23 protein-coding genes and 1 tRNA gene are annotated in these 18,247 nt (G+C 67.7%); 4 read left to right on the top strand and 20 right to left on the bottom strand.

From position 1 onward, the window contains the following. Positions 1–18 precede the first annotated feature (18 nt). From QRN89_RS29270 to QRN89_RS29210, 13 genes are all read right to left on the bottom strand, one after another. A complete protein-coding gene (locus tag QRN89_RS29270; protein ID WP_290352426.1) occupies positions 19–456 on the bottom strand; it encodes a TadE/TadG family type IV pilus assembly protein in 438 nt (145 codons plus the stop codon). Continuing rightward, positions 453–890, bottom strand: a complete 438-nt coding sequence (locus QRN89_RS29265) for a TadE/TadG family type IV pilus assembly protein (RefSeq protein ID WP_290352425.1) — start codon at positions 888–890, stop codon at positions 453–455. Before QRN89_RS29265 ends, QRN89_RS29270 begins: the two co-directional genes overlap by 4 nt. Then, on the bottom strand, positions 887–1,291 hold the full coding sequence (locus QRN89_RS29260) for a TadE/TadG family type IV pilus assembly protein (protein ID WP_290352424.1): 405 nt from the start codon (positions 1,289–1,291) through the stop codon (positions 887–889). Before QRN89_RS29260 ends, QRN89_RS29265 begins: the two co-directional genes overlap by 4 nt. 3 nt (positions 1,292–1,294) lie before the next feature. Then, positions 1,295–1,501 (bottom strand): hypothetical protein, encoded by a 207-nt coding sequence (locus tag QRN89_RS29255; protein WP_290352423.1) that lies wholly within the window; start codon positions 1,499–1,501, stop codon positions 1,295–1,297. Positions 1,502–1,564: 63 nt separating this feature from the next. Further along, a complete protein-coding gene (locus QRN89_RS29250; RefSeq protein ID WP_356948667.1) occupies positions 1,565–2,464 on the bottom strand; it encodes a type II secretion system F family protein in 900 nt (299 codons plus the stop codon). Further along, positions 2,461–3,369, bottom strand: a complete 909-nt coding sequence (locus QRN89_RS29245; protein ID WP_290352422.1) for a type II secretion system F family protein — start codon at positions 3,367–3,369, stop codon at positions 2,461–2,463. The genes QRN89_RS29250 and QRN89_RS29245 overlap by 4 nt, the downstream gene beginning before the upstream one ends. Continuing rightward, the gene (locus QRN89_RS29240) at positions 3,369–4,739 is read right to left on the bottom strand and encodes a TadA family conjugal transfer-associated ATPase (RefSeq protein ID WP_290352421.1); all 1,371 of its coding nucleotides are present in this window, start codon (positions 4,737–4,739) and stop codon (positions 3,369–3,371) included. Before QRN89_RS29240 ends, QRN89_RS29245 begins: the two co-directional genes overlap by 1 nt. After that, positions 4,736–5,557 (bottom strand): MinD/ParA family ATP-binding protein, encoded by an 822-nt coding sequence (locus QRN89_RS29235; protein WP_290352420.1) that lies wholly within the window; start codon positions 5,555–5,557, stop codon positions 4,736–4,738. The genes QRN89_RS29240 and QRN89_RS29235 overlap by 4 nt, the downstream gene beginning before the upstream one ends. Then, entirely contained in the window at positions 5,554–6,114 is a 561-nt protein-coding gene (locus tag QRN89_RS29230; protein WP_290352419.1) for an SAF domain-containing protein, read from the bottom strand. Before QRN89_RS29230 ends, QRN89_RS29235 begins: the two co-directional genes overlap by 4 nt. 230 nt (positions 6,115–6,344) lie before the next feature. Next, positions 6,345–6,611 (bottom strand): hypothetical protein, encoded by a 267-nt coding sequence (locus QRN89_RS35635; RefSeq protein WP_356948666.1) that lies wholly within the window; start codon positions 6,609–6,611, stop codon positions 6,345–6,347. Between the two features lie 560 nt (positions 6,612–7,171). Next, positions 7,172–7,516 carry a hypothetical protein gene (locus QRN89_RS29220; RefSeq protein WP_290352417.1) on the bottom strand — a complete coding sequence of 115 codons (345 nt, stop codon included), beginning with the start codon at positions 7,514–7,516 and terminating at the stop codon, positions 7,172–7,174. Between the two features lie 435 nt (positions 7,517–7,951). Next, complete coding sequence (locus QRN89_RS29215; protein WP_290352416.1) at positions 7,952–8,293, bottom strand: ATP-binding protein; 342 nt, start codon at positions 8,291–8,293, stop codon at positions 7,952–7,954. Positions 8,294–8,315: 22 nt separating this feature from the next. Further along, positions 8,316–8,492, bottom strand: coding sequence for a hypothetical protein (locus QRN89_RS29210; RefSeq protein WP_290352415.1), 177 nt, complete (start codon positions 8,490–8,492; stop codon positions 8,316–8,318). Between the two features lie 487 nt (positions 8,493–8,979). On the opposite strand from QRN89_RS29210, the gene QRN89_RS29205 reads away from it, so the two are divergent. Further along, positions 8,980–9,603 (top strand): nucleotidyltransferase domain-containing protein, encoded by a 624-nt coding sequence (locus tag QRN89_RS29205; protein ID WP_290352414.1) that lies wholly within the window; start codon positions 8,980–8,982, stop codon positions 9,601–9,603. A 738-nt stretch (positions 9,604–10,341) separates the two neighbouring features. On the opposite strand, the gene QRN89_RS29200 is transcribed toward QRN89_RS29205, so the two are convergent. From QRN89_RS29200 to QRN89_RS29180, 5 genes are all read right to left on the bottom strand, one after another. Next, on the bottom strand, positions 10,342–10,929 hold the full coding sequence (locus QRN89_RS29200; protein ID WP_290352413.1) for a class IV adenylate cyclase: 588 nt from the start codon (positions 10,927–10,929) through the stop codon (positions 10,342–10,344). Positions 10,930–10,940: 11 nt separating this feature from the next. Then, the gene (locus tag QRN89_RS29195) at positions 10,941–11,603 is read right to left on the bottom strand and encodes a class I SAM-dependent methyltransferase (RefSeq protein WP_290352412.1); all 663 of its coding nucleotides are present in this window, start codon (positions 11,601–11,603) and stop codon (positions 10,941–10,943) included. Beyond that, the gene (locus QRN89_RS29190; RefSeq protein WP_290352411.1) at positions 11,521–12,162 is read right to left on the bottom strand and encodes a P-loop nucleotide/nucleoside kinase family protein; all 642 of its coding nucleotides are present in this window, start codon (positions 12,160–12,162) and stop codon (positions 11,521–11,523) included. Before QRN89_RS29190 ends, QRN89_RS29195 begins: the two co-directional genes overlap by 83 nt. Beyond that, positions 12,155–13,057, bottom strand: coding sequence for a radical SAM protein (locus QRN89_RS29185; protein ID WP_290352410.1), 903 nt, complete (start codon positions 13,055–13,057; stop codon positions 12,155–12,157). The genes QRN89_RS29190 and QRN89_RS29185 overlap by 8 nt, the downstream gene beginning before the upstream one ends. 105 nt (positions 13,058–13,162) lie before the next feature. Beyond that, on the bottom strand, positions 13,163–13,855 hold the full coding sequence (locus QRN89_RS29180) for an HAD family hydrolase (RefSeq protein ID WP_290352409.1): 693 nt from the start codon (positions 13,853–13,855) through the stop codon (positions 13,163–13,165). Positions 13,856–13,950: 95 nt separating this feature from the next. On the opposite strand from QRN89_RS29180, the gene QRN89_RS29175 reads away from it, so the two are divergent. Beyond that, complete coding sequence (locus QRN89_RS29175; RefSeq protein ID WP_290352408.1) at positions 13,951–14,724, top strand: XRE family transcriptional regulator; 774 nt, start codon at positions 13,951–13,953, stop codon at positions 14,722–14,724. After that, the gene (locus tag QRN89_RS29170; protein ID WP_290352407.1) at positions 14,711–15,178 is read left to right on the top strand and encodes an NUDIX hydrolase; all 468 of its coding nucleotides are present in this window, start codon (positions 14,711–14,713) and stop codon (positions 15,176–15,178) included. Before QRN89_RS29175 ends, QRN89_RS29170 begins: the two co-directional genes overlap by 14 nt. Here the strand turns inward: QRN89_RS29170 and QRN89_RS29165 are convergent. Further along, a complete protein-coding gene (locus tag QRN89_RS29165; protein WP_290352406.1) occupies positions 15,175–15,729 on the bottom strand; it encodes an HD domain-containing protein in 555 nt (184 codons plus the stop codon). The two genes, QRN89_RS29170 and QRN89_RS29165, sit on opposite strands and share 4 nt — an antisense overlap. A gap of 561 nt (positions 15,730–16,290) precedes the next feature. Here QRN89_RS29165 and QRN89_RS29160 point away from each other — a divergent pair. Then, the gene (locus QRN89_RS29160; protein ID WP_290352405.1) at positions 16,291–18,000 is read left to right on the top strand and encodes a recombinase family protein; all 1,710 of its coding nucleotides are present in this window, start codon (positions 16,291–16,293) and stop codon (positions 17,998–18,000) included. Here the strand turns inward: QRN89_RS29160 and QRN89_RS29155 are convergent. Beyond that, positions 17,965–18,049 (bottom strand) — tRNA-Leu (locus QRN89_RS29155). The genes QRN89_RS29160 and QRN89_RS29155 overlap by 36 nt on opposite strands. Positions 18,050–18,247 lie beyond the last annotated feature (198 nt).

Raw genomic sequence — 18,247 nt, 5'->3', positions numbered from 1 at the left:
TGGCCGGTAGGGGGTGGTTCAGGGGGTTGCTTGTGCGGCCTGCGCGGTGGCGGTCGCGGAGAGGGTGAGGGTGTGGATGCCGATGAGCTGGAGGATCTGTGTGCTCTGTCGGTGGGTGACGTGGACGGTGACCTTGTCACCTCGGACGTGCGCCGTTCCGGTGTCACCGGTTGAGGTCACGTAGGCGCGGGCGATTTGGGCGGCATGCTCGGGTTTCAGCTGGATGGCTTGGTTGTGGCGCAGTTCGGCGACGTCGAGTTGCTGAGCGCCGGTTCGGGCGGCTTCCTGGGCAGTGTCGAGCGCTCGGGCTTTGCTGGCAAGGGCGAGGCCGCCGTCGACGACAATTCCGGCGAAAAGCCACAAGGCGAGGAATATGCCGACGATGAATGCGGTGACCTGTCCTCGGTCCTCGCCGAGGATGCGCCGTGCGTGCTGCCGGTTCTGCTGGACGCTCATGGACTGCTCCGGAACCGGTCTACGGGCGAATGTGCGGTGCCGGTGATGGTCACGGTGCCGGGCATGCCGAGGTGTGTCAGGTCGCCGAGGTCGGCGGTGCACGTGACGGTTGCGGCGGTGCTCGAGCCCGGTGTGAGGCCGTCGGTGTCGATGGTGACGTAGGGGTGGGTGCAGGTGCTGTGGGCGTCAGTGAGTGTGGTGTTGGCGATGTGCTGGGCGTCTGCTTGGGCGTCGGTGTCGGTGCGGGCCAGGGAGGCTGCTCTGGCTGCTTGGTGGGCGGCGTCGGCGACGATCAGTCGTGCGTCGGTGAGGCGGCCGAGTGCTACGACGGTCAGAAGGACGAGGACGACCAGAGGTGTGGCCAGGACCAGTTCGACCGCCGCCGACCCCTGGTCGGCGGCGGTGCTCCGGTGTTGGGTCTGTGGGCGGTTCATGGTGTGCCTCCGTCCGAGTTGGTGAGGCGTTCGACGGGTCCGGAGGCGGTGCCGGTGGCGGGGAGGTTGATGCCGGGGACGACCGGCATGACGCTGCCTCGCACGCTCACCGTGACGTGCTTCTCGCCGCGGTGGACGCTGATTGCCGGGGTGGTGAGTACGTGGCTTCCGAGCCCGTGGATGCTGCTGCGTGCTTGCTCGTGTCCGGCGGCCTGTGTGGCGTGCTGGAGGCGGGCTGCGGCCAGGCCTCGTTCGGCGGCGTACTGGGCGATGTGCTGGGCGTGCCAGGCGAGAGCGAATTGCACGGTCAGGAGCATCAGCACGAGTACCGCTGGTACGACGAGGACCAGCTGGGTGGTGGCGGCGCCCTCGTCGCGTGGGCGGTGTGGTGGGTGGGTCACGGGTTAGCCGAGGTTGATGCCGTTGGCCTTGGCGGTGACCTTGGCGACGATGATGCCGACCACGGTCATGGCCAGGATGGCGAGCAGGGCGGTGATGACGACGGTCTCGGTGGTGTAGCCGTCGTCGCGGCGGGCGGCCTTCCGCCTTTGGTCGATGTGAGTGAGGGCGGTGTGGGTGAGGCGGTCGAGGATGAGTCGGGCGGCGATCATCAGGCCGTTTTCTCCTGTGGTCGTGTCAGGGGCGTGGTGGTGCGGGCTCGTCCGGTGCCGGGTTCAGGTGGCGGTGAGGACGTAGGACAGGGCGGGATAGCCGATGAGGAGGAGGAAGGCGGCGAAGAGCAGGACGACGGGGAGGGACATCTGCTCGGTGGCGGCTTGGGCGGCTGCGTCGGCTTCGGAGATGCGGCGGCGGCGCATGGCTCGGGCTTTGGCGGCGAGTGAGCCGCGGACTTTGGCGCCTTCGGTGCCGGCCAGGTCGAGGGTGGCGGCGAGTTCGGTGAGGTCGCTGATGTCGAGTTGTCGGCCGAGGTCGGCGAGATGGGTCCAAGGGCTGGTGCGGGTGAGCTGGGCGACGTGGAGGGCGTGGCGGAGTTTGACGGCTGCCCATCCGGTGGGGGCGTTGACGGCGTGGGTGAGGGCCTGTTGGACGCCTGCTCCGCCGGCCAGGGCGATGACGGTGAGGTCGAGGGTGAGGCTGAGGGTGTGCCGCATCTCGGCTCGGCGTTGCGCGGCGTGGCGCCGGACGGTGTGGTCGGGGGCGTAGAAGAGGAGGGCGGCGAGGACGAGGGAGCTGCTGGTCGGCATCCACCATCCGGTGCCGGTGCTGATGGCGAAGTGGATGAGGCCTGCGGACAGCCAGGGCGTGATCAGGCCGGCGATGCCACAGGTGGCCTTGCCGGCGAGGTGGCGTTCGACGTCTTGTCCGCAGACGGCGAGGTCGGCACGCAGGCTGTGGTTGGGCAGGCCGAGGGCCCTCAGGTAGGGGACGAGGCGTCGGCCGACGCGGACGGTCCATTCCTCGTCGCCGGTCGGCTGGAAGGTGGCCGCCTGTGAGGGTGGGGTGTTGAGGGCGGCCAGGACGTCGGCGAGGGCGGGGCGGGAGGGGCGGAGGCCGTAGGCGAGGGCGGTCAGGCCCGCGCCGAAGAGGGATCCCAGGGCCAGGACGGTGATCATCGTGTGCCTTCCTGGGCTGTCGCTGCCGCGGGCGGATTGGTGGTCATCAGCCGGAGCGGCTCGGCGATGCGGCCGAGGGCGTTGAGCCAGGTGAAGGAAGCGGCGAACAGGGCTCCGACCGTGGCGAGGACTGCTTGGCCCATGAGGGTGTCGAAGGGGGTGAGGAAGGAGCGGTTGAAGATCACCAGGCCGATCGCCAGACCGATGGTGACGGTCACGGTGACGCGGACGCCGGTGCGGATGCTGGCGCGGCCGGCGCCGATCCGCTGCCGCATCGCGACCTGTTCGCGGACGGACTCCGCCAGCTCTCCCAGGAGAGAGCCGAGTTGGCGTGCCTGCTGCTCGGCGGCCATGAGGAGGGCTGCGACGACGACGTCGGCCAGTGGGTCGTCGACGTCGTTGGCGAGCGTCCTCAAGGCTGCGGGGAGCGGACGTCCGCTGCGGACGGAGGCGGCGAGGCGCTCCAGTTCGGGGTTCAGGGCGGCGGGGGCGATGTCGGCCGTGGCGAGTACTGCCTGTTCGAGCCCGGCCGCGGCGGAGAGGGTGTCGCGGAGCATCTCGGTCCAGGTGGCCAGTGCCTCCATGCGCTCGGTGCGGCGCGCGGCCTGCCGGTCGGGGCCGAGCAGTCCCGGCAGGGTGAGCAGGGCCACCCCGGTGAGGATCGCGGCGACCGGCCACCCCGTAAGAGCCCAGGCCGCCGCTGCGGCGACCAGGGCGATAGTTGACCGCCGTTTCGTCCAGTCCGCGGGCAGTCGCTGCAGCAGCGCTCTCCCCCGGTTGCCGGCCAGCTGCTCGACGGGGTGCCGTCGTGCTCCGTGGATGGCGGCGACGAGCCCCATACCGAATGCGGCTCCAAGGAGCGCGGTCACGAGGGTGAGGGAGCCGCTGGCCAGGATCTGATCCATCAGACACCCCAGCCGCGAGCCGGAAGGGTGATGGCCTGTGGGTCCAGTCCGACGGCCACGAGGTCGTGGAGTGTTTCGGCACGCAGCGGAGCGGATGGTTCGGGGCGGCCGCCCGGGCCAGGCCGGTAGATCTCGTTCGAGATCACCTGGGCTCCGTCCGCGTCGATGACCTCGCGGACCGAGTCGACACAGCGGCGGCGCTGTGCGTCCCAGCCCAGGTGGACCACGAAGTGCACGGCCGAGGCGATCAGCAGGTTCGTCGCATCCAGCGAGAGGCGTTCCGGCGCCTGGGCGGCATAGGCGGCGAGTTTGGTGAAGACGCCTCGTGAGGTGGAGGCGTGGATGGTGGACAGGGAGCCGTCGTTGCCCTGGGACATGGCGTTGCACATCGGGATGACCTCGGCCCCGCGAATCTCCCCGACGATGACGCGGTCCGGTGACATACGCAGACCCCAGCGGACCAGCTCGGCCTGGTCGAGGCCACCTTGGCCTTCGAGGTTCGGTTCGCGAGCCTGCATGGCGACCACGTTCGGGTGCGCCCCCTTGTCGACGTCGAGGCCGAGTTCGAAGGTGTCCTCGATCGTAACCAGGCGTTCGGACGGCGCGATCTCACTGGCCAGGGCGCGCAGCATGGTGGTCTTGCCGGCGTTGGTGCCGCCGCCGATGACGATGTTCTTCCGGGCGCGGACCAGGGCTGCAAGGAAGCCGGCCATTGCCTGGTCGCAGACGCCGAGGCGGACCAGTTCTGCCATCGAGGCCGTGGGGAAGCGGTGGCGTCGGATCGTCAGGGACACGCGTCCGGTAACGGCCATGACGGCGAACAGGCGGGAGCCGTCCGGCAGCTGCAGGTTCACCCTGGGCATGCCGCGGTCGAAGCGCCGTTCCTCCCCGTCCACGTTCGCGGCCAGGGTGCGGACCAGCTCGATCAGTTCGGCGTCGGAGGCGGCGACGGGCGGGCGGGGCTGCCACTGGCCGTGGGAGTCCTTGACCCAGACGGTGTCGCAGCCGTTGACGCAGATGTTCTCCAGGCTGTCGTCAGCCAGCAGCCGTTCCAGGCCACCCGTGCCGAACAGGGCGTCCTCGACCGCTTGCGCGATGCGTTCCTCGGCCCACGGTTCGAGGGCCTTGCCGCCGGCTGTCACGGCCTGCCGCCAGTAGGCGCCGAGTTCCTCCTTCAGCAGGCGCTTGACCGTTGATCGGCGCGTCGTCTCGTCTTCCGGTGGGAGGCCGGCTGCTTCCCGTTCACCGGCGTAGTCCGCGAGGCGGGCCACGACCCGCTGCCGTACGACGTCCGCCAGGTCCTGCTCCCGGCCCGGGTGTGTCCCGGTCTGGGCAGGAAAGGCTGCGGGGGAAAGATGCGGGATGGTCATACGGGGCTCCCTTCCGTCGCCCGGTCGGGCAGCGCCGCGCGCAGCTGACCGGCCACACCGACGCTCTCCGGCTTCTGGCCGAGGCCGTCGGTGCCGGTGATGCGCCGAGCCAGGAGGTGGGCTGCGGCCATGAGCGGCGCGGGCCGGAAACCCGTCGCCCGCAAGGTCACGCGCCTGCGACTGCCCGTAGCGGCCGCGGTTCTCACATCCCACGGAAGGCACACAACGTGTCCGAGCCCGAGTGCTTGAGCGATCTCCTCCTTCGGGTACGGCGAAGGCCCGACCACCAGCAGGGTCACATGCCGTTGCGCCGCATCCGTGGCCAGCAGATGGGCGTAAACGTGGGTCAGCGCCTCGGGGGTCCCCCGTGTCACCAGCAGCACCTGCCCTGCCGCATCCAGCAGCTCACCGACGTCGTCACCGATCCGGCCCACGTCGAGAAGGACCGTGCCCCGGTCGCCGCTCTCCCCCGTCAGTACCCGCCGGCCCGAATCCGCGGCAAGTACACGAACAGCTTCACGGCATGCCGTACGTCCTGCGGGAGCCACCACGGCCCGCACACCGAACGGCAACTCGGCTACCGCACCGAGGAGGGACCCGGGCTGTGCCTGACGGGCGGCCATCGCGACGTCCAGCAAAGCGGACGTGTGCGGAACGCCGCAGCGCGTGGCAAGATCACCGCCCCACACATTCGCTTCGACCACCACAGGACGCACTCCGCCGTCTGCCTCCTGCGGCCACGCGGCAGCCAACACCAGCGCCGTGGTCGTCACCCCAGGCGCGCCGGTCAGCGAACCCAGTGCCACCAGTCGCCTCACGGGGCATCACGCCCCTCCGCGGACAGCACAACGATCCGCGGGTGCTCCATCGCAGTGGCGCGTCGGGCTGCACCGGTCTCCACCAGCACGGTCACCACTCGGGCGGCACCGGCCGACTCCGCGGCCTTGACGCCCGTCACCGTTCCGATCACAGCGGCCGGGGGTCGTTCCGCATCGGCGGCCACCTTCCCTAGCGCGGTGCCGGAGGGGCCGGGCAGCACGCCCACGCGCTCGCCAAGCGCGAGATCCGAGGGCGCGGCTCCCGTCTCCACGGCAAGCGAGACCTGCGACCAGCCGACAGGCGGGAAGTTCGACTTCTCCCCCACATGCCCGGCCGCGAGCAGCGATCCCGCGACGAGCGGCACCCTCGCCTCCCTGCCCAGCACGACAGCGCGGTCGTCGGCAGAGACCACACCGGCGTCAGCGGCAGCCTGCACCGTGCGCAGGTCCTTGGTGGTCAGGACGTGTCCGGCCGGCACGTCCTTGGCGAGCATCAGGACCTCGTCCCGGCCGCTCAGATTCGTCGCGATCACCGTGAATCCGATGGCCGAGACCACGACCGTGCCAAGTCCGGCCCACAGCCAGCCCGGCCTACGGCGCGTAGAGGCGCCGACGGCCGGGGGCCGATCCGGCCCGACTCCGCGTGCACCGGGCAGGTTGGCACCCTTGACGGGCGTAGAAGACACAGAGGTCCCCATCCATCACCTCACAGGTTGGGAGATCGGCTCTCAGGAGCCGTGCTTGCAGCACCGTCAGGCTCGGCTCACGCCGACCCAGCTCAAGTCCGTCAGCGCACGACGACGGCCTGAACCTCGTCCACCGTCAGTTGACGTTCCGCCTCGGTCTCAAGGCCACGCACCACACCGGACTGCCCACCACCGGTCCACTCCACGTCCCAGACCACCCGGACGGAGACCGTGAACTTGCGGCTGGGCTCGGCCGTAGAGGCCCGCGTATAGACATGACCGCAATCCGGAGACTCGGCCTCTGCCGGGAAGTCACGGGTGTACGCAGTCCCGGGGCCGGAACACGTGACGGTGGACCCGTCGCCCATGGACCAAAGTGCCCGACGCGGTCGTGCTGTCGCCTTCACCGTCACGCCCGGGACCTGCACCGTCTGCGAAACTGGCCGCCAATGCGAACCACCCACCCACATCCAGGTAGGCACGTGTACCACCTGGACGAAGCCCTCCTCCGGACTCGTATGAATTACAGGGGAAGGAAGGTCCAACCTCGCCACAGCCTGCTGCGCAGCCTGAACAACATCAAATGCGTCCTCCACCGGCGCCGGCCGCCCCTGCGGTCCAACTTGCGGAAGATCGATAGGAGGACGCAACCCCAGCTGAGTACCAACAGGACGCTCTACAACGAAGGCATCAGCGCCTTGTGGCCCTGTCTTGACGACACGGTCTCGATTTGGCTTGTGCTCTTGGCCTTGGTGCTGCCGAGTTACCGCGTTCCGGGCCGCTTTGAGATTGCATCCCGCGCCCTCACAGCTGAGGCTTGCACCCGCCCCGAATCCATCGTCCGCTGTTGCATCCATAGCGAACATCGGGCAGCCGCAGATAGAAGAGGCAATTGCAGTCACCAGCAGACCACGTGACCATCGCATGATCAGCCCAGGCACGTGCCCGCCTCATCGATGTACAACGTCGCGACTAGCCACCGGCCTCCCTGCCTGACGACCTTCGCATCGACCAGATGGTGGCTACCCGGGGTGTCGTTCTCCAATTCTCCCGTCTCGGTATACCGCAGCCAGGCAGTACCGTCCGCGCAATCGCTGATCACGGCTGTTGTTGAGCGGACATTCTCAACTCTTGGAGCAAATTTAGGTTCGCCCTTCGTGACGACCCCCTTTGCTTTGCCGTCCCGCATCATGTGCTTGAGAAGCTCGAGCGCATCACCTGTGGCGTGGTCATCAAGCTGGGGATGCTCTGCGTCTGATGTCTGCGCCGCCACGACGAGGTCCTTCCACATGGCTCGGTAAGCATCCACCGCCTCCCGTCCATCAATCGATGCCGTGCTGCCTGTAGTCGGGGGCGACACAGCAGCCGAAGCTGGTAGTGATGGGGCTCCCGCTGAACTGGTGCAAGCGTTAAGGCCCAGCCCGAGCGGCAGCGCAGCCAGTGTTACCCATGTGACCCTTCCAGACTTCATCGTGATCAGCCTCCGTTTCCCCACATGTCACGTATAGCGAGCGAACCGCGAGGAGTTGTCGCGATCCGTGCCGGAGGGCGAACTCCGAGCACGGCGGTTGCGTGTCAACTCCTCGCCAGTCCAGACTTGTTGATGGCCAGTCCCGCTCTCATTGAACGCAATCAAGTTCACCCGATCGCGCGAGGAACGGCGTCCAGGTACCTACGCACCACGATCCGACGCACGCTGACTGAGGTGTCACTCGAGTGGGATCATCAGCCAGGCTGACTTTGTTGCGTTGGATGTCGGTAGGAATCCCCAACACCCGCCGGTGATCACGTTAACGATCTGAAGACCACGCCCGCGCTCTGTAACCCGAGAGCACAATGCGTCGAGCCCACCACCTCGGTCCTCTTCCCGAGGGGGATATGGAGAAGCCGCCGCAAAATGCTCGATTTCCGGTAGGCAGGGATCGTGGTCCTCGACTTCGCAGATAATCCGCTGGTTGGCCTGGCGCAGCCGCAGCTCATACGGTCCGCGGCCATGCTCGACGGCATTCGCAACGAGCTCAGAGACGGCTAGAACCGTGTCGCTGATCACCTCAGGGTCACAACCCAGTTGTTCAAGCGCGCATCTCAATGCGATTCGAGCGCGAGAAGGGGCATCCGAAGTGAAACTCGTCCAGCGCCACAGAACGATTGCAGCCCCATGGTTCAGTCGCCGCATCACGATCGACCACCTCGAGCAGCATGACGCGCCCCCATTGGACGCCTATGTCGACCTCGCCCTGGCCGAACATGAGCGCGCACCTCACCGACCAACAGAGAGCTGGCGTCCGTAGCGAAGGGAAGCAGGTGTAGTGCAGTGAACAGCAGTGGCGCCATGACGGCAGCTCCTGTCGGTCGTGGTTGATCCACGACCACGACACCGCTGTCCGGCGAAGAGCGGACCACCCCTTTGACGAGAACTTGCGGATCCCCCGAAAGGGGGCAGGAAAGAAGATGCCGTCTCATTCCAAAGCACTGCTTCGATCACACGCGGGCTTCCCATGAACGAAACCGTGCGAGCAACGACTCTCACCGCAGCCCCGCCAACGGCGCGAGCGCGCCAGCGGAAGCTTCTGATGCACTCTCAAGCGCCCCTTGGAGCTTCGAATCGCCGGTGCCCCTGATACTCAATGGCGTTTGTGAGCGCAAGCGACCAACCAGGGGCACGGCACTCCAGCGCGACCACCGGCCCGCTCCGCCTTCGCTTGTGCCCTCTCTGGCCACTGGGAATATGAGCGGGTGAGTGCTGACGCGTTGGGGCGCTGGGTACCGGAACGTCCCGAAGATGTGGCCGCGGTCTTCGTCAAGGCGAACTTCCCGTGGTGGATCGCTGGTGGTTACGCGATCGAACTCGCGGTCGGCCGTGAGCTACGCGCACACGGCGATCTCGACGTCCTCGTCCTCCGGCGTGACCAGGCCTACCTACGGGATCTCCTCACGGGCTGGGACCTGTACGTGGCGGACCCGCCCGGCCAGGGGGAGCTTCGCCCGTGGCTTCCTGAAGAGGCCCTTCAGCCGCCGCTCCACGATATCTGGTGCCGTCGCACGCCGGAGGCCCCCTGGTCGATGCAGCTCATGCTGGACGAAACCGAGGGCATCCAGTGGGTCTCGCGGCGCAACCCGGAGATCCGGCTCCCGATTGACCAGCTCGGGCGGACGAGCGAGACGGGCATCCCGTATCTCGCTCCTGAGGTCCAACTCTTCTACAAGGCGAGAGCGACCCGGGACAAGGACGAGACCGACTTCGAAGCTGTGCTCCCGCTGCTTGACGCTCCAGCACGCGCCTGGCTGGCGGACGCGATCAAGGTGCTCTCGCCCGGCCACCCGTGGATTCGCCGGCTTCTGCCGGTCAGCCGAACGTGAGCAGCGGGACGTCGTAGAGGTCTGAGTTACGAGGCCGGGTGATCATGGGCGTCGTGACCTCCACGAAGGGCCTCGCTGGCGAACTTCCGTAGCCCCAAATGGCCACATCGTCGACGCCGAGGAAGCCCCAGCCGAGAGGAGCTGGAACGGCGCATCGCCGCCCTGGAAGAAGAGGATCAACCCTTCGAACCTCTGGCTGGGGGGCCGGCGCCGCAGGCAGGGGGAAGCAACGGGCCCGTTTCTAGCGTAGTTCTCGGTCGAAGGGGTGCACGCCAAGACCCGCCCTGGTCACGGGGCTCGCGCCGCGGGGGACGGCGGAGCACCTGGGTGACCAGGGCGGGGGCTTAGCCTCGGCGGAGGAATTTGCGCTGGCCCCGGTGCTTGCCGGTCCTCCTGCCGGAGGTCGGCCGTCCCACCGCGGCGGCTTCGCTCGGCCGAGCGGAGCGTTCCGGCCGGTCCTTGCTGAGAAGGGACTGCCAGACCCGTTCCTGCAGCTCGCGGATGCAGGGGCCGCACGCGTACATCGGCGCCTGGGCGCCAGCGACTCGGGCGGGGCCGATCCACAGGACGCACGTCCACCGCTGCCCGCAGTAGAGCCAGCAGAATCCGTCGACCCATTCGTTACCGTCGTCGGTTGTCGCCGGTGCGGGCAGCCCTCCGCGCGCGAACTCGGCGATCCCCGGGATCACCCTGTGCTGTAAGGCGACTTCCGTCAGCATTGCTCGTCCGCCTCCATGATCAACAGCCGTGCGCCGTTACGGAAGGGTCTCCCTGCTTCTCGGCGTCGGAGAACAGGAGGGTGGGTTCGGCGAGGATGTCGCGGCCGGACTCGCTCTTATAGATCTCGTCGACGCTGCCGAACCGAGCTTCGGAGTAGTCGAGGTCCAGCAGCGAGGCGGCCTGCCGCACCGACTCCTCGTCGGGTCCCTCGATCTCCAGGAAGGTGGGAAGGTCGGGCCAGGTATCGAAGTCGAAGGCGACCTCGCCCAAGCGCCACTCCTCCCGGTAGTTCTCCTGGTAGCGCACCTCGGTGAGGCCAACCCGGCGGAGGATGTCGGTCATGGCGTGCAGGTCGGCTACCTCGGTCTCGATCTCCTTGGTGCCGTCGATCGTCGTGGCGTCGGTGACCTGCTTGAGCGTGAGCGTCGAGCGGGTGCCCTCGTCACGCAGCCGAATCCAGGCCCCGCCATCCAGGGAGTCGTTCTCGAAGATCTTGCGGGTGAGGAGCGTGCGGGGGAACGCCTGGACGGCGCCGAGGGCAGTCAGCTTGGCCTGGAGGCCGGCGGCGTCGACGGCCAGGAACTTCGCCTCGTACTCGTGCTTCATGGGTCCCTCTCTCAGAAGTGGTCGGTGAGGGCGGACATCCGGGCTGCAATGAGCAGGCCCATGCGGTGGGTGTGGTCGTGCAGCTGACCGACGTGGGGCCGCTCGGTGAACTCGGTCGTGCGCAGGGTGAGCAGGACCTCCCAGTCGCCGAGGAAGTGGTAGCGAAGGCGCTCGGGAGAGGTGTAGTGCTCGATCATGTGGTGGCGTCTCTCGACGGGCATCATGAACTCCGCGCCGAACACACCGCCCGGGCGGACCAGGCGCTGCATGCGGTCGATGAACTCGGCGAGCGGGCGGTGGTGGTTGGCACTGTAGTGCCACGAGCAGCTCGTCCAGACCGCCTCGCACTGCAGGCCCAGGGGTTCGCCGTCGAGGAAGTCGTCCTCAACGACCTGTACGCGTTCGTGGAGTTCTTCGAGCTTCAGTCGATCGATCAGGCCCAACGCGTGTGCCTGGCTGTCACCCGGGAGGTGGACGTCGCCCCCGTGCAGGGCGACCGAGTCGCGTTCGACGGCGACGACGTGGTAGCCGGCAGCGGCGAGGGGCAGGACGAACTTGCCGTCGCTCGCGCCGACAACCGCGACAGTGGCGTCATGGGCGACGCGTTCCCGCAACGTGGCGAGGAACTGCGGGAAGAAGGTGAGGGTGTGCTCCCACAGGCTCTGTGTCTGCATGGGAGTGCGCTCCTTGCGTATCGGTGTCCGTGATCACGCGGAGGACCTCGTCGGGGCTGCGCCCCGTGGTATCAACGCGGTGCATCGGGAACGAGGTGTAGGCGTCCGTCACCCGGTGCGTGACCGTCTCGATCAGTGCGTCCCATCGCGATGCCGGCTTGTTCCGTCCAGCGAGGCGGCGCTGTCGTTCGTCGTCGTCGCAGAGGAGGTGGTACGTGACGGGTGTCGGCAGCCAGCTCGGCAGGGTGATACCGAGCCGGGCGCCCAGAGCCCGGTTGGTGGCGAGGCACCGGGCGAAGTAGCTCTCGACGACGACCGGGACGCCGGCGTCGAGATGGTGCAGGATTTCCTCGGCCGCGGTGAACAGAGCGGAAAGGTAGAGGCACATCCGCGCCTCGACGTTCGTCCGCTCGTCCACCGCGTGCCTGAGCGGCTGGTAGAGGGACGGGACGGTGGCGACAAGGACGGCTTGTCGGGCGGCGGCCAGCATCGGCGCCAGGGTGGACTTGCCGGTGCCGCGTAAGCCCTCCAGGCTCTCGAAACGCGGGTGATCAGGCACGGCCGTACACCACGTCCGGCACCGCGAGAGTGAGCTCGTCTGTGGCAGAGGGCTTGTGGACGATGCGTCCTGCCGCCTTCTCGTACCAGAAGGCATGCGCGTCCTTGCCCACGGCCTTGCAGGACATAGTCAGCGCACCGCGCGGGTCGGCCTCGATGCGGTCGATCTCGCGAGGCCCGTCAGACGGTGCGCACACCTGCGGGGCGCCGTGCTCGGAGAGGTCCTCGTCGACGATCACCTCCAAGGGCAGATCGGCCGACGCGAGCTCTTCGCGGAGCCGGCCGTAGGCGGATGGGGCGGTGACCAGCAGTTCAGGGTGGTCGGCAGCGTTGCCCACCGGCCGCAGGTGGTGGAGCTTGAGTTGCCGGACCTCGAGTTGCGCCAAGACGCTTGCGAGAGGGATGACCTCGTCGATGTTCCGGGAGGTGACGGTCATGGTCGCGCCCGTCGGAACGCCGAGGTCCCGCGCCAGGCTGAGCGAGTTCAGGGCGCTCTGGTAGCTGCCCTGTCTCCGGATGCCGTCGTTGGTCGTTCCGACGCCCTCCAGCGAGACCCTGAGCAGGTCCACGTGCGGAGCGATCTCGGTCAGGCGGCGCTCGATCCGGTACCCGTTGGTGCAGATCTCGACGCGCTGGCCCAGCTCCTCCCTGGCGTGGCGGACGACCTGCGCGAGGTCCCGGTGGACGAACGGCTCCCCGCCGAGCAGGGTCACGGCCTCTGTACCGTACTCGTCCCGCATCAGGGTGAGGAGGCTCGCGGCTTCCTCGGCGGTGAACGCGTCGGCGTACTGGAGCCGCTTGCCGTGAAAGCAGTGCAGGCACGTGAAATTGCAGCGGTAGAGCAGCTGCAGGTACAGCATGCGGATCTTCCTGATCCCGGTGACTTCCCCGATCACATCGGCTCCTTCGGCTGACTGCCTGTTGGGAGCCTGATATTGGCTTTCTGCCTGGGGACCCCGGCACCGCGTTCAGGGACGGTCCGAGGACGTCCTGGGACGTTTTCAGTGACCTGCGAAAGACTCCAGGATGCCGAGGACACGCTTCGTGTCCGAAAGGTCGGGCAGGACGTCAGCAGCGCCCGCCGCGGTCAGTTCCTCCGGAGTGTGGATGCCGGAGGCGACAGCGAGGATCCCGGAGCCCGTGGTCAGAGCCGCTTCCACGTCACGAGGGGTGTCCCCCACCAGGACCGTGGGAACGTCAGCTGGAACACCATGAAGCCGCTGCGCGCGCTCGCGGGCGACAGCGACCAAATGGGGACGGAGTTCAGCGTCCGCTCCGTAGGCGCCCACTGTCAGGTCCAGCAGCGTTTCGAGGCCGAACGCGGACAGCTTCACACGGGCGTTGGCGGCAATGTTGCCGGTGAGAACGGAGGAGACCCAACCGCTCTGAGCGGAGGCGGCCTTCAGCGCCTCATGGACACCGGGCAGGGCGGTCCCGCGCCTGCGCAACTCCTCCAGGCGCGCTTCCCCAGCCTGGGCCAGCGCGCTCTCGATGAAGTGCCAGTCAGGTACGGGCAGCCCTTCGCGGACGAACATGTCGCGCATGATCAGTCGATCCGTACGCCCCTCGGTACGCGCCGGCTCCGTGGGCTCGCGCCCCGACAGGGCAGCGAAGGCAGTAGCGTAGATCTCCTTGCTCACCCCCGCGTTCTCGATGAGGGTGTGGTCGATGTCCCACAGGACGAAGAGCTCCATGCCGCCAGAGTAGGCAGTCGGCATGGTTGCACTTCAGCCACCGCGTCCCAAAACGTCCTTGCGCGATCACGCGGTGCGCCGATTCGATGGCTGCTGTGAACGACCGACTGCGCACTGTGCTCGGCCAACGCGGCGTCTCGCCCGACTCGCTGGCCGAAATCTGCGAGGTAGATCCCAAAACAGTGAGCCGGTGGCTGGGCGGGCGAATTCCCCATGCCCGGCACCGCTTCCGCGTCGCGCGACACCTGCGCGTGGAAGAGACCTTCCTCTGGCCCGAGCCATCCAAGCGCCCCGGCCAGCCGCGGGACGGGTTAGGTACCGAACTGGTCGGCACCTACCAGAACAGGGCCAGCGTGCCCCGGGACGTCTGGCTCGCGCTGCTGCGAGAGGCTCGGCACGAGATCGGCGTCCTCGTCTTCTCCGGCACCTTCTTCGCCCAGTCCAACCCCCACGTCGCCAAGATGCTCTCCGAACGTGCTGCCGAGGGAGTGCGGGTGCGCCTGTGCTTCGGCGACCCGGGCGGGCAGGCAGTCGCCCTCCGGGGCCACGAGGAGGGAATCGGCGACACCCTCGCCGCCAAGATCCGCGCCTCACTGACGTACTACCGGCCCCTGCTGGGCGACCCAGGGTGCGCCGTACGGCTCCACGACACCACGCTCTACACGTCCATGTTCCGCTATGACGACAACCTGCTCGTCAACCCCCACATCTGGGGATTACCGGCCAGCGCCAACCCCCTCCTCCACCTCAAGAGGGCAGACGGCACAGGGTGGTTCGACAACTACGCTCAGAGCTTCGACGCCGTCTGGGCCGCTGCGCGGCCATGGGCACCCGACCAGGAGAGGACCGCCGACCATGGGCAGGACTGAGTACTACAACGACCCCACCGCCCCGAAGGCGAACACCCTCATTCCGGCCAGCAACCTGCTCGTCGTCGACGAGACCGGCGCGATCCTCCTCCAGCGCCGCCGCGACACCGGCCAATGGGCGCTCCCCGGCGGGGCCCAGGACATCGGCGAGACCGCGGCCCAGTGCGCCGTCCGCGAGTGCTTGGAGGAAACCGGCATCATCGCCGAGATCACCGGCTTCCTCGGCGTCTACACCAACCCGAACCACATCGTCGCCTACACCGACGGCGAGATCCGCCAGCAGTACGAGAACACCTACATTGGCCGCCCCACCGGAGGAGCACCCACGATCAACGACGAAGCCGACGGCGTCCGCTTCGTCCAGCCCGCCGACCTGGACCATTACGACATCCACCCCAGCATGCGCCAACAGATCGGGGACTACCTCGCCGGCACCTACCCCTACCTCGGCTAAGCCGCCAGCAGTGCCTCGATCCGCTTGGTGGAGGAGAAGATCTCCGGCGCCGCCCGCCGGATGAACCGCCCGGCCACACTGTCGTCTCCGTATCGACCAAGGATCTCTGCGACACGCTCCTCGGCAGTCGTACGGCCGCCGTCGGGCGTCGTCGTCATGTCGCAGTACACGAGCGCGTCCACCAGCAGACGCTCCTCCAGCAAGGGGAACTCGCTCGCGAGTTCCTCCCGCAGCCCCCGCTCCTCGGCTTCCAGAAGCGCGAACGAGTGGTTGGCCACCAGCCGTACCAACCGCTCGTCAGCCCCATGCTCGTCCCGAAGGAACCGCGCTCCGTCCAGTGGATGGAACCCCGTCACGGCCAGCCGTGGCGCGTACCCGACGTCGTGCAGCGTGGCGGCAGCGACGAGGAGGCCGGCGTCGTCGCCGAGAACCTGACCTACTTTGACCGCGCGTTTGGCCACTCCCTGCGTATGTGCCCACCTCCGTGGAAGCGTTCTGCTGAGCTCGGCCTCCGCGACCTGGGTGGCCCATTCCTCGGTCAGATCAACCATGCGAGCTCTCTGCCCGGGGCGTGGCCCGCACAAGCCTGGCCAAGGGCAGGATTCGTCTCCGCTCCGACCGAGGCCGGCCAAACCCGTATAACCACAGGTCAAAGATCAGTTTCGTACTTCCCACCTGCCATTAAGCTTCTCGCTTGTGGTGATTCGACACAGCAGGGACGCACCACGGCCCGTGTAGCGCGGAATGCCCTGAGCGCGACAAATCTGCCGTACGACACCTCCATGAAGGTCATGTCAGCAGCAACCGCACGGCGCCAAAGAGCATGAGCCGGCGCGCACCTGAGCACCGATCCGGTGCAGGCAACCCCGGGGAGGTCGACGTAACCCTCCCTGCTGAGCCGCCTCTCGTGACCGAGTCCGTCGCCACCAGCCTCTTGGATTTCCTTCGCGTACTTGGCGGCGACCTGAGTCAGGCTTGCCCGAGAGCAGGCGGCAGTGCACCACAGGGCTGAGGGTCCGCTGGCGCTTCTCGCCCCCTCCGGGTAGGACAGAACGCCATCAACTCACGTATCCCAACCACTGCACCGAACCGCCGTGGAGGTCTCAGCGCTCGTGATCCGTTTCGCCTTCGCCGGACGCTGCTCCACCGAGGACCTTCAAGACCCCGAAGCCTCACGGAACTGGCAACTCACCCGCGCCCGCGCCCTCATCGAACCCGCCGAGGGCCATATCGTCGCCGAGTACTTCGACATCGGCCACAGTCGCGCCCTGCCCTGGCAGCGCCGCCCCCGCGCCAACGAACTCCTCAAAGCCCTGCGCGATCCCGGACGCGGGTTCGACGCGGTCGTGATCGGGGAGCCTCAACGCACCTTCTACGGAAACCAGTTCGGCAACACCTTCCCCGTCTTCGTCCACTTCCGCATCCCGCTGTGGGTGCCCGAGGTCGGCGGCCCCATCGACCCGGACAACGAGGCCCACGACCTCGTCATGTCCGTCTTCGGCGGCATGAGCAAGGGAGAACGCAACCGCATCAAAATCCGCGTGCGGACAGCCATGAGTTCCCAGGCCCAACTACAGGGCCGCTACCTCGGCGGACGCCCTCCCTACGGGTACCGCATCGCCGACGCCGGACCACATCCGAACCCGGGCAAAGCCGCCGCCGGCCAGCGCATCCGCAGACTCGAACCCGATCCCACCGCCGCGCCCGTCGTCCAGCAGATTTTCTCCCTGTACCTCGAGGGCCTCAGCGACAAGGGCATCGCCGCCCGCCTCACCCGCGACGGAGTCCCCTGCCCTTCGGCTCACGACCCGGGCCGCAACCCCCACCGGGCGAAAGTCGCATGGCAGCAAGGTGCAGTGAGAGCGATCCTGCTCAACCCCCGCTACACCGGCTACGAGGTCTGGAACAAACAACGCAAGGAAGAACGCCTCCTCGACATCGACGACGTCACCCTCGGCCACACCACCCGCATGACACACAACCCCACCGAGAAGTGGATCCGCTCCAACGAACCCGCCCACGAAGCGATCATCAGCCCCGACCGTTTCGACGCCGTCCAAGCCCTCCGCAAACAGCGAGCCCGCAACCAGGGACGACAGGAACGAGCCGCAAAACCCAGCGCCCGCCCCTACGCGCTGCGCGGCCGCGTCCGCTGCGCGCTGTGCGGGCGGAAGATGCAGCCCGCGACCATTCGCGACCGCGTCTACTACCGGTGCCAGTTCACCGAGCACGAAGCAGCACTCCACCCCGGCCTCGACCACCCCCGCACCGTGTACCTGCGGGAAGACATCGTGTGCCAGGCCCTGGACCAGTGGATCGCCCGCGCCTTCACACCCGACCGGCTCACCGCCACGATCCAAGCCCTGGCCCAGGCCAGCGCCGCCGCAAGCGCCGCCGAGTCGCAGACACCCGAGCAGGCCCAAGCCCGCAAAGCGATCAAGGACTGCGACCGCCGCCTCGCCCGCTACCAGGCAGCCCTCGACGCCGGCGCCGACCCGGCCGTCGTCAGCCAATGGATCAACGCAGCGCACCGAGACAAGGAAAGCGCCCAGAAGCAGCTCGACACGCTCCCTCACGCGAACCGACACAAGGAGCCACCGCTCGACGCCCACCGCATCCGACAGATCACGGACGGCCTCGGAGACATCGCACAACACATTCACGCAGCCAGCACCGACACAAAAGGGCCACTCTACGAAGCCCTCGGCATCACCATCAGCTACGAACACGAAACGAGGACCGCAACCGTAAGGTCGAGGCCCTCGAATCCGTATCGTCAGTGGTTGTGTCCGAGGGGGGACTTGAACCCCCACGCCCGATAAAGGGCACTAGCACCTCAAGCTAGCGCGTCTGCCATTCCGCCACCCGGACCAGGTGTTTCGCCGCCCTCGGGGTGTTCCCCGCGGCGACATGGACAACTCTACCAGGGGTTCGAGGCGCCCCCGAACCGCATTTTCCCCGGTCAGTGGGGTCGGCCGACGGAACGGCTCCCCCGGCGCCCCCTCCCCCGCCCGGGACTCGGTCCGGCGCACGGAGGGCGACCGTGCACGTACGCTCCGTACGGCGTCG

This window comes from Streptomyces sp. HUAS CB01 (genome assembly GCF_030406905.1).
Taxonomy (GTDB): Bacteria; Actinomycetota; Actinomycetes; order Streptomycetales; family Streptomycetaceae; genus Streptomyces; species Streptomyces chengbuensis.
The sequence above is the reverse complement of the archived record's forward strand: the minus strand, read 5'-3'. Positions and strand labels throughout refer to the sequence as shown.

What these genes read in the sequence shown, in the direction of transcription:
- QRN89_RS29165 (WP_290352406.1), bottom strand. Translation starts at nt 15,729, where the DNA reads ATGGTTGATCTGACCGAGGAATGGGCCACCCAGGTCGCGGAGGCCGAG.
- QRN89_RS29195 (WP_290352412.1), bottom strand. Translation starts at nt 11,603, where the DNA reads ATGCAGACACAGAGCCTGTGGGAGCACACCCTCACCTTCTTCCCGCAG.
- QRN89_RS29265 (WP_290352425.1), bottom strand. Translation starts at nt 890, where the DNA reads ATGAACCGCCCACAGACCCAACACCGGAGCACCGCCGCCGACCAGGGG.
- QRN89_RS29170 (WP_290352407.1), top strand. Translation starts at nt 14,711, where the DNA reads ATGGGCAGGACTGAGTACTACAACGACCCCACCGCCCCGAAGGCGAAC.
- QRN89_RS29255 (WP_290352423.1), bottom strand. Translation starts at nt 1,501, where the DNA reads ATGATCGCCGCCCGACTCATCCTCGACCGCCTCACCCACACCGCCCTC.
- QRN89_RS29200 (WP_290352413.1), bottom strand. Translation starts at nt 10,929, where the DNA reads ATGAAGCACGAGTACGAGGCGAAGTTCCTGGCCGTCGACGCCGCCGGC.
- QRN89_RS29180 (WP_290352409.1), bottom strand. Translation starts at nt 13,855, where the DNA reads ATGGAGCTCTTCGTCCTGTGGGACATCGACCACACCCTCATCGAGAAC.
- QRN89_RS29270 (WP_290352426.1), bottom strand. Translation starts at nt 456, where the DNA reads ATGAGCGTCCAGCAGAACCGGCAGCACGCACGGCGCATCCTCGGCGAG.
- QRN89_RS29250 (WP_356948667.1), bottom strand. Translation starts at nt 2,464, where the DNA reads ATGATCACCGTCCTGGCCCTGGGATCCCTCTTCGGCGCGGGCCTGACC.
- QRN89_RS35635 (WP_356948666.1), bottom strand. Translation starts at nt 6,611, where the DNA reads ATGGGCGACGGGTCCACCGTCACGTGTTCCGGCCCCGGGACTGCGTAC.
- QRN89_RS29245 (WP_290352422.1), bottom strand. Translation starts at nt 3,369, where the DNA reads ATGGATCAGATCCTGGCCAGCGGCTCCCTCACCCTCGTGACCGCGCTC.
- QRN89_RS29240 (WP_290352421.1), bottom strand. Translation starts at nt 4,739, where the DNA reads ATGACCATCCCGCATCTTTCCCCCGCAGCCTTTCCTGCCCAGACCGGG.
- QRN89_RS29210 (WP_290352415.1), bottom strand. Translation starts at nt 8,492, where the DNA reads ATGTTCGGCCAGGGCGAGGTCGACATAGGCGTCCAATGGGGGCGCGTC.